The sequence below is a fragment of the Aestuariibaculum scopimerae genome (assembly GCF_059428085.1).
The window spans coordinates 3,001,786-3,017,302 of the sequence record NZ_CM182089.1 but is presented as its reverse complement, the minus strand read 5'-3'; the positions used below and the strand labels follow the sequence as shown (position 1 = coordinate 3,017,302).

General features: G+C 35.3%; 14 protein-coding genes. 11 read left to right on the top strand and 3 right to left on the bottom strand.

Going from position 1 to position 15,517, the window contains the following annotated elements:
- Nucleotides 1-14 precede the first annotated feature (14 nt).
- Complete coding sequence (locus AC5SR4_RS13120; protein ID WP_495356729.1) at nt 15-674, top strand: HAD family hydrolase; 660 nt, start codon at nt 15-17, stop codon at nt 672-674.
- A gap of 160 nt (nt 675-834) precedes the next feature.
- On the opposite strand, the gene AC5SR4_RS13115 is transcribed toward AC5SR4_RS13120, so the two are convergent.
- From AC5SR4_RS13115 to AC5SR4_RS13105, 3 genes are all read right to left on the bottom strand, one after another.
- Nucleotides 835-1,257 carry a DM13 domain-containing protein gene (locus AC5SR4_RS13115; RefSeq protein WP_495356728.1) on the bottom strand — a complete coding sequence of 141 codons (423 nt, stop codon included), beginning with the start codon at nt 1,255-1,257 and terminating at the stop codon, nt 835-837.
- A 77-nt stretch (nt 1,258-1,334) separates the two neighbouring features.
- Nucleotides 1,335-4,523 (bottom strand): cytochrome c biogenesis protein, encoded by a 3,189-nt coding sequence (locus AC5SR4_RS13110; RefSeq protein ID WP_495356727.1) that lies wholly within the window; start codon nt 4,521-4,523, stop codon nt 1,335-1,337.
- A gap of 82 nt (nt 4,524-4,605) precedes the next feature.
- Nucleotides 4,606-4,998, bottom strand: coding sequence for a group III truncated hemoglobin (locus tag AC5SR4_RS13105; RefSeq protein WP_495356726.1), 393 nt, complete (start codon nt 4,996-4,998; stop codon nt 4,606-4,608).
- A 59-nt stretch (nt 4,999-5,057) separates the two neighbouring features.
- On the opposite strand from AC5SR4_RS13105, the gene AC5SR4_RS13100 reads away from it, so the two are divergent.
- From AC5SR4_RS13100 to AC5SR4_RS13055, 10 genes are all read left to right on the top strand, one after another.
- Nucleotides 5,058-5,825 carry a Rossmann-like and DUF2520 domain-containing protein gene (locus AC5SR4_RS13100; RefSeq protein WP_495356725.1) on the top strand — a complete coding sequence of 256 codons (768 nt, stop codon included), beginning with the start codon at nt 5,058-5,060 and terminating at the stop codon, nt 5,823-5,825.
- Nucleotides 5,806-6,315, top strand: a complete 510-nt coding sequence (locus AC5SR4_RS13095) for a KdsC family phosphatase (protein WP_495356724.1) — start codon at nt 5,806-5,808, stop codon at nt 6,313-6,315. Before AC5SR4_RS13100 ends, AC5SR4_RS13095 begins: the two co-directional genes overlap by 20 nt.
- A 16-nt stretch (nt 6,316-6,331) precedes the next feature.
- Nucleotides 6,332-6,649: a hypothetical protein gene (locus tag AC5SR4_RS13090; RefSeq protein WP_495356723.1), complete on the top strand. Its 318-nt coding sequence runs from the start codon at nt 6,332-6,334 to the stop codon at nt 6,647-6,649.
- 6 nt (nt 6,650-6,655) lie between these two features.
- Nucleotides 6,656-7,570 carry a geranylgeranylglycerol-phosphate geranylgeranyltransferase gene (locus tag AC5SR4_RS13085; RefSeq protein WP_495356722.1) on the top strand — a complete coding sequence of 305 codons (915 nt, stop codon included), beginning with the start codon at nt 6,656-6,658 and terminating at the stop codon, nt 7,568-7,570.
- Between the two features lie 3 nt (nt 7,571-7,573).
- The gene (locus tag AC5SR4_RS13080) at nt 7,574-8,167 is read left to right on the top strand and encodes a Maf family nucleotide pyrophosphatase (protein ID WP_495356721.1); all 594 of its coding nucleotides are present in this window, start codon (nt 7,574-7,576) and stop codon (nt 8,165-8,167) included.
- Nucleotides 8,168-8,234: 67 nt separating this feature from the next.
- Complete coding sequence (locus tag AC5SR4_RS13075) at nt 8,235-8,783, top strand: mechanosensitive ion channel domain-containing protein (RefSeq protein ID WP_495356720.1); 549 nt, start codon at nt 8,235-8,237, stop codon at nt 8,781-8,783.
- Nucleotides 8,784-8,801: 18 nt separating this feature from the next.
- Nucleotides 8,802-9,890 (top strand): magnesium/cobalt transporter CorA, encoded by a 1,089-nt coding sequence (gene corA, locus AC5SR4_RS13070; protein WP_495356719.1) that lies wholly within the window; start codon nt 8,802-8,804, stop codon nt 9,888-9,890.
- 157 nt (nt 9,891-10,047) lie between these two features.
- A complete protein-coding gene (locus AC5SR4_RS13065) occupies nt 10,048-12,573 on the top strand; it encodes a PIG-L family deacetylase (RefSeq protein WP_495356718.1) in 2,526 nt (841 codons plus the stop codon).
- A gap of 114 nt (nt 12,574-12,687) precedes the next feature.
- On the top strand, nt 12,688-14,457 hold the full coding sequence (locus AC5SR4_RS13060) for a sodium:solute symporter family protein (protein WP_495356717.1): 1,770 nt from the start codon (nt 12,688-12,690) through the stop codon (nt 14,455-14,457).
- A complete protein-coding gene (locus AC5SR4_RS13055) occupies nt 14,457-15,446 on the top strand; it encodes a Gfo/Idh/MocA family protein (protein WP_495356716.1) in 990 nt (329 codons plus the stop codon). The genes AC5SR4_RS13060 and AC5SR4_RS13055 overlap by 1 nt, the downstream gene beginning before the upstream one ends.
- Nucleotides 15,447-15,517 lie beyond the last annotated feature (71 nt).

Genomic DNA, 15,517 nt, shown 5'->3' with positions numbered 1-15,517 from the left:
CAAAAAAAATAACGATGCTAAAAGCTGTGATTTTTGATATGGATGGGGTTATTATTGATAGTGAACCCTTGCACCGAAGCGCCTACAACAATATGTTTACCGAAATGGACATTGATGTTTCTAATGAATTGTATGAATCGTTTACGGGGCAATCTACCATTAATATTTGCAAACGCCTGTGCGATCATTTTAACCTGGAAACAACGCCCGAACATCTTGTGGCTTTAAAACGCAAACACTATAAACACTTTTTTGAAACTAGCAGCCATTTAACACTTATTGATGGTGTGCTGGATTTAATTAAAAATTATCATGCCAACGGGTTAAAGCTTGTATTGGGGTCTTCGGCTGCTATGAGCAGCATTAACCAAATTTTTGAGCGCTTTGATTTGAACCACTATTTTGTGGCAAAATTAAGTGGTGCCGATTTAAAAGCATCAAAACCACATCCTGAAATCTTTATCAAAGCTGCACAAGTTTCGGGTTTTGAAAGACATGAGTGTATGGTTATTGAAGATTCTACCAATGGTATTAAAGCGGCCAATGCTGCAAATATTTTTTGCGTTGGGTATGATAGTTTTCATTCTAAAAACCAAGATTATAGCCATGCCAACCTGGTTATCAAAGACTTTAAGGCCATTTATTTTAATGAAGTAAAGGCGCTATTTAGATAGATGATCTTAGGGGATTTACGAATTGCATTAGTGCTACTGTGAATTGCACTGGTGCTACTGTGAATTGCACTGGTGCTACTGCGAATTGTACTGGTGCTACTGCGAATTGCACTGGCCCTTTTACCGAATGGACTCGTGAATTTAACAAAAAGTTCTTAATTTATTTTAACACGGCATAGCCAAAGTTTACAGAGAACGTTACACACCATATAATAACATGGTTGTATACTTTGTAGTCTACATTTTCAGGAAGGTCATATTGATAATCACCATTGGTGCCTTTTAAAACGCCCAGTGTTATATAATTACTGGCAGAAGTATCAGTAGCTAAATAAACTTCTAACAACGGACCACTATCGGTACTAAAGTTTTCAAAGGATAGTACGGTTTTTTCTTTATTAATAAATGCTTTACCAGAAGTTTGATGGGCACTTTCTACAAAATCGCCTGTGTATAAAGGGGTTTCTTCCATGTCGTCTTCCATGTTCATGGACATGTCGCTATTGCCTGATACAGGAGCATCTGATGAAGAACAGGAACATAATGAAAATAATACAAAACCAATTATAAATAGATGTTTCATAGCGGTGCGTTTTTTAATAGCTTCTCAAAAATTTGTCGAAGCATCTATAAAAACATTACAAATACTATGGAAATAAATTATTTTTTGTAGTATTTGGAATAACCTCTATAGGCAAAAAAGCCAACTATGGCTATAATACCACAGGCTATGGAAATAAACTTAACGCTTACAATTTGGTCGCCACTGGCATAACTGTGCAAGCCTGATAAATAGAAGTTTACGCCAAAGTACGTCATCATTATACTTGCATAGGCCACTATAGACATAAGGTTATAAAACCAACGCCCGCGAAGTCCCGGTACTAAACGCATATGTATTACAAAAGCATATACCATAATGCTTATGAGTGCCCAGGTTTCTTTAGGGTCCCAACCCCAATAACGCCCCCAGCTTTCGTTGGCCCACATACCACCTAAAAAATTTCCTATGGTAAGCATAACCAAACCAACGGTTAAGGACATTTCATTAATTATGGTAAGCTCCTGGATGTTTAAATCTATTTTTCTCTTGTTCTTTTTGGTAGTAAAAATCATAAGCAACAAAGCTACCAGCCCTAAAATCATCCCCAGGGTAAATGGTCCATAACTTGCTACAATAACAGCTACATGTATCATTAACCAATAACTATTTAAAACCGGTTGCAAATTGGCTATGGCGGGATCCATCCAATTCCAACTGGCAATCATCAAAATCATAGCCGTTACAAAGGCGGTAGATGCAATGGTTAAATCGCTTTTTCTACCAAATGCCAAACCAAAAAACATGGTAGCCCAAGCCACGTATATCATAGATTCATAAGCATCGCTCCACGGTGCATGCCCAGAAAGATACCATCTAACAATTAAACCAGCAGTATGCATAATGAACAACAATAGTACAATACCTTTAAACAGTGTGACCATAAAGTTGACAGCTTTACTTCTTTCTTTAAAAATCTGTACCATCAATACAATGAACAATAGGGTTCCTGCATACAAATACCAACTATAGAGTTTTTTAAAGATATCATATTTGTTGTAAAGAATTTCGGTATTTACTTTATCGTCGCTCAACATAACACTACCCCCAAACTGATGCTGCGTTTTTTTGAACGCTTCTAGAAGTTTTGTAGCCTCAGAGAAATCGCTTGTTTGTTTGGCTTTGTTTAAGGTAAACAAATAGGCCTTAAAACCATTTTTAATGAAATTGCTGTAAAGCGAATCGTTTACTTGATAGTTTCCAAAGCGATAATCGTAGGCAGACACCCATTTATTATTAGCATCATCAGGTATTGGAAATATTTTTAAGGACATACCCTCTATGGTATTGTACAACAAATTAACCCGTTGATCGGCTTCTTTAAATTCTCTCTGAAACGCATTGGGGGCCATGGCTTTGTAAGCTTCATCTAAATAGGGGCTTAATTTATACGCCCCGTTGTTAGTAAAAAAGTCGGCCAATGTTACATATTTCACTTCCTTGTCTACGCCAATAAGTTTTCTAATGGTATCTGCTTTTTTGGGCTTTAAATAAATGATTGGTACATTATACCATAGCATGGGGCTTTCTTGAATGGACAGGAATACTTGGTTGGCATCGAAATTCTCGTAAGTATCATGCTTACTTAGTTTTCTTAACATTTCAGATGCATAGGTGTTAACGGGCATCATACGGCCGCTCAAGTCTTGAATAACCAAATGCCCAAACGCATCGGCATGTGCCTTAGGTGTAATATTAGCTTTTAAAATGGAGTCTATTTGTGCCTTGGTAGGCTTACTATGGTTGTGTCCGTCATTTTCGGTATGCTGCTCTTGTGAAAAAGCTTGTAGCCCAAAACACAATACCAATATTGCAAGCAGCTTGGCTTTTTTTGCCTTGACCTTTTCTAGCATGACTTTTAAGTCACCAAAGCGTGAATGTTTACTAAATAAAATGGCCATTAGCCCAAAGTACAGTATAAAATAACCAATATAAGTTAGCAAAGTACCCCAATAATCATGGTTTACAGAAAGGATCGTTCCTTTTTCATCAGGATCAAAACTTGATTGAAAGAAACGATAACCCCGATGATCCAAAATATTGTTCATATATATTTTATAATCGAAGCTGCCTTCTTGTTCGTCTATAACGGTTACCTTACTGGAGTATGCCGAATAACCTTTTTCGGTTCCTGGGTAGCGTTCGGCTTCAAAATCGTTCAACTTAATAGCAAATGGCAGTTCCAAAACTTTTGACCCGTACTTAAAGGCAAAATCCAGTCCGCCAACTTGTATTTGCTTGAAGGGATTGTTCATGCCCTTACCGCCTAAGATACCCACACGCTGGGTTTCGCCATTTGTGGTTACTTTTAGTACCACGCCGTCCTCATCATTCTTTAAAATCGTTGATTTTTGAACGATATCAAAAAACCCTTTAACTATAGGCTTGGGGAATACCATTTTCATATTGCCAATGGTATAAAGTGAACGTAATTTTAAAGGCTGCAAACTGTCTTTTACTAATGTGCCACGAGCTTGGGTTGCCATAGTCATATAATCACCTTCAAAAGGCGATTTAATAGTTAGTTCTCCATTTTCATAGGTAATATTAATGGCACCATTGGTAGGTTTATTAAGCGCCATTAACACGCCGTGAATGCTTTGCACCTGCCCTACTTTTAAAAAGTGATTGTGTGGCCCTGCACCACCTGTCTCTACAAGCTTTAAATAGGATTCCCCATTTTCATTGGGAATAATATCTTCTTCAGCGCCTTTTATAAACTTTTCAAGCTCGATGGTTACAGGTTGTTGATCGTATTGGGTCTCTATTTTTAAATCGTTGTCCAGCCTTGCTGAAAAATCGACCTCACGTTCAATAGGTAAGCGCTGTGCCACGCCATTTATTTGGTAATCGCCATCTATATAAGCGGTTATGTAGGTTTTTTGTGAAAGAAAGGTGTTCTCGGTAGCGCCCTCTCTTATAGCCATCATACCTTCAAAGCTTACATAACGCGTTATAAAAGCTCCAAACAAAATAAAAATAAATGACAAATGCAGTATAAGTGTAGACCACTTTTCTTTTTTGTAAAGTTTGTATCTAAAAATATTTCCTATAAAATTTACCACGAATAATACCATTATGGCTTCAAACCACCATGCATTATAAATTAGTGTTCTAGTATATGCTGTTGGTGATGTTGTTTGTCCAACATCTAAAATGGTACCGGTTGCCATAGCTGCTGCAAAAGCGATAAACAAAATGGCCGTAAGGCGCGTAGAGAAAAGAATTTTGGATAGTTTATCCTGCATAATATAAGCCCGTTTTAAGATCGTGCAAATTTAAGTATTTAAGTTGATTTAAAATGCTAGAATAATTGAAAAAGTGCCAACATTATGGTTTACTCCTAGCTTCAAAAATTTTCAGATAAAGAAAGGTTCCCATTTTGCGTGCACGCCGCTTAGCATTTTCAGCATAATCGCCTTCAAAAAGCTCATCGATGGTTTGGTACCACAAGTTTAGCCACAAACCAAAATGCAACTCGGTTATACTGTTGTTATTTGCACTATCTACCTTTACATGAACTTCCAATGGGTTTCCTAAATACTTGGTTTTTAAAAATAAGCTCGATTCCCAAAACGTTGTTAACCGCTCTAAATGAGCATCCCAATCCGTTATAACCTCATTAAAAAATGGTCCTAGAACGGCATCTTTCCTTACCTTTTTATAAAACGAAGCAACCAATAAATACACATCATCTCTGGATTTAATATCTTTTTTTACCATAATAGACAAAGATAATTCATTAGGTTTTTAAATCTAGTAATATTACTTATTTTTGCCAGATGATATCAGTAGTAATCCTTGGGGCTGGTAATGTGGCAACACATTTGTTCAAAGCTTTTAAAAAAGCTAAGGACGTTTCTGTAATACAGTGGTATAACAGACGTATGGACGTGATTAAACCCTATAAAAATAATGTAGCCACTACGGATGATTTAACCCAACTTAAGAACGCTGATGTATATATATTGGCCGTGAGTGATGATGCAATTGCACCGCTTGCTTTGCAGTTGCCTTTTGAGGGCCGATTGGTGGTACACACCTCTGGGAGTGTTAATATTCATGACATTGATAAAAAGCATAAACGTGGTGTGTTTTACCCATTGCAAACGTTTAGTAAGGATGCCGAAATAGATTTTAGCCAGGTACCTCTTTGCATTGAGGCTATTAATAGTGCAGATTATCATTTACTAAAAGACTTGGCCATTGCCATTGGTAGTCCAACTAAAAAAGTGAACAGTGAGCAACGGAAGGTTTTGCACTTAGCGGCTGTTTTTGTTAATAATTTCACCAATCAACTCTATAGAGTAGCCCATGAAATTACAGAAAGTGAAAGTGCAGAGTTCGAACTTCTGAAACCACTAATACTTGAGACAGCCAAGAAAGTACAGCACTTATCGCCTTACATGGCACAAACTGGCCCTGCTAAACGCCAAGATACTAAAACCATTAAAAAACATTTAAAACTGCTGCATAACCAGCACCATAAAGATATTTACAACCTACTAACCACCTCTATACAACAAACACATGGAAGAAAAAAGCTATAAAGAATATTTACAACACATTACCACTTTTATTTTTGATGTAGATGGTGTATTGACTGATGGGTCTTTAAATGTTACATCATCTGGCGAATTGTTACGAACTATGAATGTTAGAGATGGCTATGCCCTTAAATTTGCTGTTAATGCTGGGTATAATGTGGCCATTATTTCGGCAGGCACTAATGATGGCGTGAAAATACGCTTAGAAGGTTTGGGAGTTAAACATGTACACTTAGGTGCCAGTAATAAAGTGGAGACTTTTAAAAACTATATAAAAACCCATAGTATTAAGAAAGAAAATGTACTTTACATGGGAGATGACATTCCAGATTACCACGTTATGAAACTCGTGGGGCTTCCATGCTGCCCACAGGACGCTGTTCCAGAAATCAAGAGTGTTGCCAAGTACATTTCGCATAAAAAAGGCGGCGAATGTGCTGTACGTGATGTTATTGAACAAGTACTTAAAGTACAGAACAAGTGGTTATTTTAAATAAATTGAAGGTTGTTTGAAAAGGACTAAACGTAGAATTGGTAATGGCTTTGGCTATATTGGTTTTGGAAATAACCAAAGTGTATTTAATCAAAAAGCAAACAAACCATTTTCTGCACTTAAAGAAAAACTTAATAAAGAAACACATTTACAACATAAGCTAGACTTTTTACACACAAACTTAACTAAAGCTGAAAAAGAGGCTATTAAAAATAAGCTAAGAAAAGGTGAAAAAAAACGACTGGTAAAATCTATTACGGTTTTTTTTATTGTTTTCATTTTTATACTTTACCTTATTAAAATTTTAATAGACCTTTTTATGTCTAGAATATAATACAGTATGTTGAACATTCTAAAACTAATTCGCTGGAAAAACCTGCTTATGATTGCCTTGGCGCAAGTCCTTATTAAGTATGCGCTTTTACAACCTTTTGGGGTGGCAACAACTTTAAACAGTTTGGGGATAATCCTATTAATTTTTGCAACTATTTGTATTGCAGCTGCAGGTAATATTATTAATGATATTTGCGATATTGAAACCGATACCATTAACAAACCCAATAAAGTTGTTGTTAACAAATCTATCTCTGAGCAAACAGCTTACAATCTCTTTATCATTTTTAACGTATTGGGGGTGGGTATTGGGTTTTATGTTTCCCACTTGATTAATCGCAGCCCTTTCTTCTCAATATTTGTTATTACCTCAGTACTCCTTTATGTATATGCCACTTATTTAAAGCAAGTACCTATTGTTGGAAATATTATCGTTTCGGTTTTAGTGGCATTAAGTATTTTAATTGTTGGTATGTTCGATTTATTGCCTGTTGTTACACAATATAATCAGTCAACCCAATTAGCCGTATTTCAAATTGTTTTTAAATACAGTTTATTTGCTTTTGCCATTAATTTATTGCGCGAAATAATTAAAGATTTAGAGGATATTAAAGGTGATGATGCCATTGGTATACAAACACTGCCTATTATTTTTGGAAAAAAAAGGACCAACATGATTGTATTTGTTTTAACCGCTATTACAACTTTGGCCATAATACTATATGTTATCAATGTTTTGTATAGAACTCCTATGGCAGTTTTATATTTCCTAATCGCAATTATAGGTCCATTATTTTATATAGGTATTAAAATACTTAACGCCAATACCAAAGAGCACTACCGCAACATAAGCAACATGCTTAAATGGGTTATGCTTTCTGGAATGCTTTCCTTACTTTTATACAAGTACTTACTCCTTTAAAATATGCTTAGCGAAAAATTAAAGAATTATCATATTATATTGGCATCGGGCTCGCCTAGAAGGCAAGAATTCTTCAAACAACTGGATTTAAGTTTTGAAATTCGCCTTAAACCTGTAAAAGAGGAATACCCAAATAGATTAACGCATTTTGAGATAAGCAATTATCTTGCACAACTAAAAGCTTTACCGTTTAAAGAAGAACTAAAAGCCAATGACATTTTAATTACTAGTGACACCATTGTTTGGCACAAGAATAAAGCGCTCGGAAAACCTAATAATGACGCCGAAGCCTATCATATTATAAAATCCTTGAGCAATACAACGCATGAGGTTATTACTTCGGTTTGCTTTACAACTCCAAATTTTGAAAAAACGTTGCACGATATAACAAAAGTATCCTTTAAAGATCTAACGGACGAAGAAATTCAATACTACATAAAAACCTCTAAACCCTTTGACAAATCAGGTGCCTATGGTATTCAAGAGTGGATTGGGCAAATTGGGGTTACAAAAATTGAAGGCTCTTACTTTAACGTTATGGGATTGCCCATACATGCCGTATATAAAACCCTTAGTGACATTGCCAACGGTGTATAAGTTTACAACTTATTAACTGCTTTTTTCCATTTTGTGATATATCTTTGTTAAAACTTTAATTTTATTTATGCTCTTAGAATTTTTAAAAACATACCAAACACAGTTAATAGCAACTGGATTTATCCTTCTCTTTTTACTTATTGTTAGGGCCATAGTTCATTTTACAATAACCAAAGTTGGAAGAAAAACAGGTATTAATGATGCACGTATTCGGCTTATTCGTCGCTATGTAACCGTTACACTTTTTTTAATAGCCTTATTAATTGAAGCTTCTATTTTTGGTACTGGTTTTAAGGATCTAGCTGTAATATTTTCATCTGTTTTTGCCGTTATAGGCATTGGCCTATTTGCCATTTGGTCTATTCTTAGCAATATAACTTCAGGAATTATCATGTTTTTTAACTTTCCATATAAAGTAGGAGATAAAATTGCCATTCACGACAACGACTTCCCTGTTACAGCTATTATTGAAGACATTAGAGCCTTTCAATTGCATCTACGCTTAGAAAATGGCGACTTAGTAACTTACCCTAACAACCTTATGCTGCAAAAGGCCGTGACTTTAATTGAAAAGGATGCCATTGACGATGACGATGATGATAGTAATGCCATTTAAATCCTTTATATTTATAACATGGTAAAGCTGAAAAACAACATCATTAAACTAAGAAATAAAAAATACCAAAAGAAAATAGGGCAAGCCCCTGGTAGTGTTATCTATACCGGAGAAAAATCTACCAAACAATTGTTTATCGATGTCTTTGATTATGACAAAGAGCAGTACATTGAAAAGGAATTAAGCAACATTGATGAAACCTTTGAATACAAACACACCGACACCATAACATGGATAAACGTAAATGGTTTAAACCATGTGGAAGCTATTGAAAAACTTGGTGACCACTATGATTTGCACGCCTTGGTGCTAGAAGATATAGTAAACACCAACCAGCGCCCAAAAATAGATGAATATGATGATTATTTGTTCGTGGTTTTAAAAATGCTTTATCTGGACAGCAATGAAAATATAGTTAGTGAACAGGTTAGCCTAGTGATGGGAAAAAATTACGTGCTGTCCTTTCAAGAAGCTGAAGGGGATGTGTTTGATGCTGTAAGGGACCGTATCCGCCAGAGTAAAGGGAGAGTAAGAACCATGCAAGCCGATTATCTTCTATACATTTTAATGGATGCTATTATAGACCATTATTTTAGCATTATAGAGCTTCTGGGTGATAAAATTGAGGATATGGAATCGGGTATCTTTTTAGGTGATGTTGATACCTCAATCAATAAGGATATCCGCGACTTAAAAAAAGAAATCCTTAGGGTACGTCGGGCTATTTTTCCGCTTCGGGAAGTAATTAGTAGAATAGAAAAGCACGAAAGCTCTCTTATTTTAAAAAAGACAAAGAACTATTACAGAGATATATACGACCATTTAATTCAAGTATCTGAAAACATTGATATTTACCGTGAAATGATATGGAGCTTAATGGATATGTACATGACAACCATAAGCAACAAAATGAATGAGGTTATGAAAGTGCTTACCATCATGGCTTCAATTTTTATTCCACTAACGTTTATTGCAGGCATTTACGGTATGAATTTCGACTACATTCCAGAATTGCATTACAAGTATTCCTATTTTATTTTATGGGGCGTCATGATTGTACTTTTTATTAGTATGCTCATCTATTTTAAACGCAAAAAATGGCTTTAAAAAGTAAAAAACTAAAAGCTAAAATCTAACAGTTCTTCTTTACTATTAGCTTTTAGTGCTTAGCTGTTAACTAAATAGATTCGTTAAAGAAACATTAAAAGCACCTACTCCCCTACTTTACTTTATTATATTTGGGTAGAGCAAACCTATTTAACCCATGCAAAAAACTATTCTCTCTTTTCTAATAACAATAGTTACGCTTTTAACTTTACAAGCCCAAAAACCCACAATACCAGCAGCTTCGGAAATTTTTGAATCCATCCAAAAACTCAACTTTTTAGGATCCGTTTTATATATAGCTGCACATCCAGATGATGAAAACACACGGCTTATCTCGTATATGTCCAACCATGAAAAAGCTCGAACAGGCTACTTGGCCTTAACACGTGGTGATGGAGGGCAAAACCTTATTGGCCCCGAAATAAGAGAACTTTTGGGTGTAATAAGAACACAAGAACTACTTGCTGCCAGACGTATTGACGGAGGCGAACAATTTTTTACCAGAGCCAATGATTTTGGGTTTTCTAAACATCCAGACGAAACCTTATCTATTTGGAATAAAGACGAAGTGTTAAGTGATGTGGTATTAGCCATAAGAACATTTAAACCAGATATTATAATAAACCGATTTGATCATAGAACACCTGGCTCTACACACGGGCATCATACCAGTTCGGCTATGTTAAGTTATGAAGCTTTTGATTTGGCCAACAACCCCACTGCATACCCTGAATTACTAAAACATGCTGATACCTGGCAACCTAAACGCTTGTTTTTTAATACGGGCTGGTGGTTTTATGGCAGTCAAGATAATTTTAACAAAGCCGACAAAAGCAATATGCTAAGCTTTGATATTGGGGTCTACTATCCATTAAAGGGACTTTCCAATAACGAGGTTGCCGCTATGGCCAGTAGCCAGCATTTAAGTCAGGGATTCGGACGGCTATCACAACGAAGCTCCCAGAATGAATATATAGAATTTTTAAAGGGAATTCCACTAAACAACAACAAAAACATATTTGAAGGTATTAACACCTCTTGGAGCCGTATAAAAGGAGGGAAAGCTATTGGCAGTATACTTAATGCCATTGAAGCCAACTTCAACTTTCAAGACCCTTCCGTACACATACCACAGCTTTTAGAAGCTTATAAACTGCTACAAAAAATTGAAGATGCGCACTGGAAAACTCAAAAAACCAAGGCACTGAAATCCATTATTGAAATGTGTGCTGGTTTATATTTGGAAGCTTCAGCTGAAATACCCTCAACTACTACAAACCAAACTGTTAAAGTTACTATTGAAGCCTTAAACAGAAGCAATCAAAATATTGTACTAAAAACTATTACTCAAGGTAATGGGCTAATTATACTAAAAGATTTAGATTTAAATAACAACATCTCAAAAACCTTTGAAACCGAATATCAAATTGGGGCAGAAGAAAACTATACCACTCCGTACTGGTTAAACAAAAAAGTCACCCTAGGTATGTACTTGGTTGACGACAAGAGTTTAATAGGCAAACCCGAAACCCCAAGAAGTGTAGTTATTCATTTTAACCTAAACATTAATAACGTTCCCATTACAATATCCAAACCTGTTGTGTACAGGTATGCTAAACCAGATAAAGGTGAATTGTATCGTCCGTTTGAAATAATCCCCGAAGCATCTGCAAAGATTTCTGAGAAGGTCATTATTTTTGAAAATGACACGCAGCGAAATATAACCGTTATAGTTAAAGCTGGACGTGACCAACTAGATGGATATGTTGAAGTTTCCCATCCAAATGATTGGAATGTTTACCCCGAAAAACAAAACGTAAGTATTGCCCATAAAGGTGAAGAACAAACACTCACTTTTACTGTAATACCTCCAAAAAATGACAGCGAAGGCTATATAAGTCCAAAGGTATATATAGCTGATAAAAGCTATGATAAAGAGCTTATTGAAATTGATTATGAACATATTCCATTTCAAACCGTACTGTTACCCAACCAAAGTAAGGTTGTACGCTTAGACATCAATAAAAAGGGTAACAACATTGCTTACATTGCAGGTGCTGGGGACGTTGTTCCTGAGAGTTTAAAACAAATTGGCTATAATGTATTAACCATTTCACCCGATGAAATAACTACCAAATCCCTAAACAGATTTGACGCCGTTGTTGTTGGCATTAGAGCCTACAATACTGTAGACGCCTTAAAATATAAACAACAAGTGTTATTCGATTTTGTTGAACAAGGGGGTAATATGATTGTGCAATACAATACTAATCGCAATTTAATAGTAGACCAATTGGCACCCTATGCTATGTCATTGTCTAGAGATCGCGTAACGGATGAAAACGCAGATGTTAGAGTTTTAAACCCACAGCATCCCCTGTTAAACTACCCAAACAAAATAACCCAAAAGGATTTTGAAGGCTGGACCCAGGAACGCGGATTGTATTTTCCCGATGAATGGTCTAGTGAATTCACCCCAATCATATCTATGAATGATAAAGGTGAATCTCCCAAGGATGGCAGCATTTTAGTAGCTAAGCATGGTAAAGGATATTATATATATACAGGGTTGAGTTTCTTTAGGGAATTCCCAGAAGGCGTATCTGGCGCTTATAGATTATTTGCCAACATGCTATCCATTGGAAAAGAAGACTTAAAACAAGATACTAAACTAAATAATTAATTATGAGTAAAGACAACACCCCCAAACAATCGTGGCTAAAACTCTACTCATTAGTTTTAATTGCTAATGCAATCTACATCATTATATTTTACTTAATCATGCAAGCCTTTTAATATGCAAAATTTAAGCTTTATAGATTGGGTTGTATTATCTATTACATTGCTAGCCATTGTAGTCTATGGCACATGGCAAACCAGAGGCAGCAAAAATGTTCAGGACTATTTAAAAGGGGGCAATACCTCCAAATGGTGGACCATAGGGCTATCGGTTATGGCTACACAAGCTAGTGCCATCACATTTCTATCAACGCCTGGACAAGCTTTTAATGATGGTATGGGGTTTGTACAATTTTATTTTGGTTTACCATTGGCCATGATAGTTATTTGCATGGTATTTATACCGTTGTTTCACCGTTTAAATGTCTATACGGCCTATGAGTTTTTAGAAAACAGATTCGACCTAAAAACCAGAACACTAACCGCCATTCTATTTTTAATTCAACGTGGGCTAGCTGCAGGTATTACCATATTTGCACCTGCTATTATTTTATCAGTTGTTCTAGGATGGAATTTGTTGTACTTGAATATCATCATAGGTACGCTGGTTATTGTTTATACTGTTTCTGGTGGCACACGTGCTGTAAACGTAACGCAAAAACATCAAATGGTGGTCATTTTTATTGGTATGCTTGTGGCATTCTTCATTATTGTAAGCAAGTTACCGCAAGATATTACATTTACAAAGGCCCTTGATATTGCCGGTGCAAATGGTAAAATGAATATTTTAAACTTTTCATTCGATTTAAACAACCGCTATACATTTTGGAGTGGCATTATTGGAGGAACCTTCTTAATGCTTTCCTATTTTGGAACCGACCAAAGCCAAGTACAGCGTTACCTTTCAGGTAAATCTGTTAAGGAAATGCGATTGGGTTTAATTTTTAATGCCTTGTTAAAAGTGCCCATGCAATTCTTTATTTTGTTAGTGGGTGTTATGGTTTTTGTTTTCTACCAATTTAATGAAGCACCTATAAATTTTAATCCTAATACAACCGAACTTGTTTTAAATTCTGAATATGCAGAAGACTACAAAACATTACAGGAAGAACTAAAAGTCGTTTTTAATGATAAACAGACGATTATCAAGTCATTTTTAAATACTGAAAGCACAAATGCTTCAAAGTATATGTCTTTAGCAAATGAAGCCCATACCGATATTAGAAACGAAGCTAAACTGCTTATTGAAAAAGCAGCTGAAAGCAAACAAATAAAAGTTGAAAGTAATGACAAAGACTATGTATTTATACATTTTATATTAAACAATTTACCTCGAGGACTTATAGGTTTGCTACTAGCTGTTATTTTAAGTGCTGCAATGTCCAGCACATCTAGTGAACTCAATGCATTGGGCTCTACCTTTACAATAGATTTATACAAACGCAATACCAGTGAAAAGACTGAAGAACAAATGGTTAAAGCCTCTAAATGGTTTACCTTTGCTTGGGGCATTATAGCCATAGCTGTAGCCTGCATTGCCAATTTGGCTGAAAACCTAATTCAACTAGTAAACATCATTGGATCTATTTTTTACGGTAATGTTTTGGGTGTTTTTTTGTTAGCATTCTTTTTTAAAAAAGTACAAGGCAATGCTGTTTTTATTAGCGCCATAATAACACAATGTATTGTTTTTGGCTTATATTTTTTAGATGTATACAACATTATCAATCTACCGTTTCTTTGGCTAAATTTTGTGGGTTGTATATTGGTCATAATCATAAGTCTACTTATAGACATTAAAAATATACTAAACAGAGATAAAAGCATATTAGTTTTATTGCTTACCATTTTATCATACTTTAGTTACCTAATTGTTTTAAATTACTAATGAAAACCTCTTTAAAAAAAGACAACATCCGTTGGGGCATAATTGGCTTAGGCAGGATAGCCAATAGTTTTGCAACAGATTTAGAAACCATTGATGATGCTGAACTGTATGCCGTTGCATCAAGAAATCAAGAAAAAGCCAATGATTTTGCCTTAAAACATAAAGCCACAAAAGCCTATGGCAGTTATGAAGATTTGGCTAAAGACCCTAATGTAGATGCTGTTTATATAGCCACTCCACATACTTTACATAAAGATAATACACTTATGTGCTTAGAAAATGGTATTGCTGTATTATGTGAAAAACCATTTGCCATGAATGCTAAAGAGGTTGAAGCTATGATAGCTAAGGCCAAAGAAAATAATGTGCTGCTCATGGAAGCGCTATGGACCTACTTCTTGCCACATTACCAATTTGTTCTAAAAACATTAAAACAAAAAACGTATGGCAACATCCAAAAATTAGTCTGTGACTTTGGTTTTCAACGTCCGTACGATACAACCAAACGTTTATTTTCTAAATCTCTTGGAGGTGGAAGTCTATTAGATATTGGCATCTACCCTATTTTTACTTCACTATCTACAATGGGGTTGCCCAATACTATTGATGCCAATGCTACATTTTTTGAGAATGGAACCGATTCTTCCTGTAGTATGACATTTAGGTATAATGATGATGTTGAAGCACAATTAAAAAGCTCAATAAAGGAAGTATTACCTACTGAAGCTATTTTTTATTGTGATGATGCTACTATAAAGATAAACACGCAATTTCACGCACCAACAACAGTCTCAATTATTAAAAAAGGTAAAGAAGAAGATATTATTGATTTTAATTACAATACCATTGGGTACAATTTTGAGACCATTCATTTTAATAAACTCTTAAGAGAGGGTAAAATAGAAAGCGATATCATGACATTTGATTTCAGTAAAACCCTTATTAAAACATTAGACGATGTCCGTAATCTCATCAATCTAAATTATTAATGATTTTTTTACGCAAAAAAAGCGTAACCTATATAGGTCACGCTTATATCTTGAAACTAAATTGACTAAAA

What these genes read in the sequence shown, in the direction of transcription:
- AC5SR4_RS13075 (WP_495356720.1), top strand. Translation starts at nt 8,235, where the DNA reads ATGCTCTTAGAATTTTTAAAAACATACCAAACACAGTTAATAGCAACT.
- AC5SR4_RS13120 (WP_495356729.1), top strand. Translation starts at nt 15, where the DNA reads ATGCTAAAAGCTGTGATTTTTGATATGGATGGGGTTATTATTGATAGT.
- AC5SR4_RS13060 (WP_495356717.1), top strand. Translation starts at nt 12,688, where the DNA reads ATGCAAAATTTAAGCTTTATAGATTGGGTTGTATTATCTATTACATTG.
- AC5SR4_RS13085 (WP_495356722.1), top strand. Translation starts at nt 6,656, where the DNA reads ATGTTGAACATTCTAAAACTAATTCGCTGGAAAAACCTGCTTATGATT.
- AC5SR4_RS13065 (WP_495356718.1), top strand. Translation starts at nt 10,048, where the DNA reads ATGCAAAAAACTATTCTCTCTTTTCTAATAACAATAGTTACGCTTTTA.
- AC5SR4_RS13115 (WP_495356728.1), bottom strand. Translation starts at nt 1,257, where the DNA reads ATGAAACATCTATTTATAATTGGTTTTGTATTATTTTCATTATGTTCC.
- AC5SR4_RS13105 (WP_495356726.1), bottom strand. Translation starts at nt 4,998, where the DNA reads ATGGTAAAAAAAGATATTAAATCCAGAGATGATGTGTATTTATTGGTT.
- AC5SR4_RS13095 (WP_495356724.1), top strand. Translation starts at nt 5,806, where the DNA reads ATGGAAGAAAAAAGCTATAAAGAATATTTACAACACATTACCACTTTT.
- AC5SR4_RS13100 (WP_495356725.1), top strand. Translation starts at nt 5,058, where the DNA reads ATGATATCAGTAGTAATCCTTGGGGCTGGTAATGTGGCAACACATTTG.
- AC5SR4_RS13055 (WP_495356716.1), top strand. Translation starts at nt 14,457, where the DNA reads ATGAAAACCTCTTTAAAAAAAGACAACATCCGTTGGGGCATAATTGGC.
- AC5SR4_RS13110 (WP_495356727.1), bottom strand. Translation starts at nt 4,523, where the DNA reads ATGCAGGATAAACTATCCAAAATTCTTTTCTCTACGCGCCTTACGGCC.
- corA (WP_495356719.1), top strand. Translation starts at nt 8,802, where the DNA reads ATGGTAAAGCTGAAAAACAACATCATTAAACTAAGAAATAAAAAATAC.
- AC5SR4_RS13080 (WP_495356721.1), top strand. Translation starts at nt 7,574, where the DNA reads ATGCTTAGCGAAAAATTAAAGAATTATCATATTATATTGGCATCGGGC.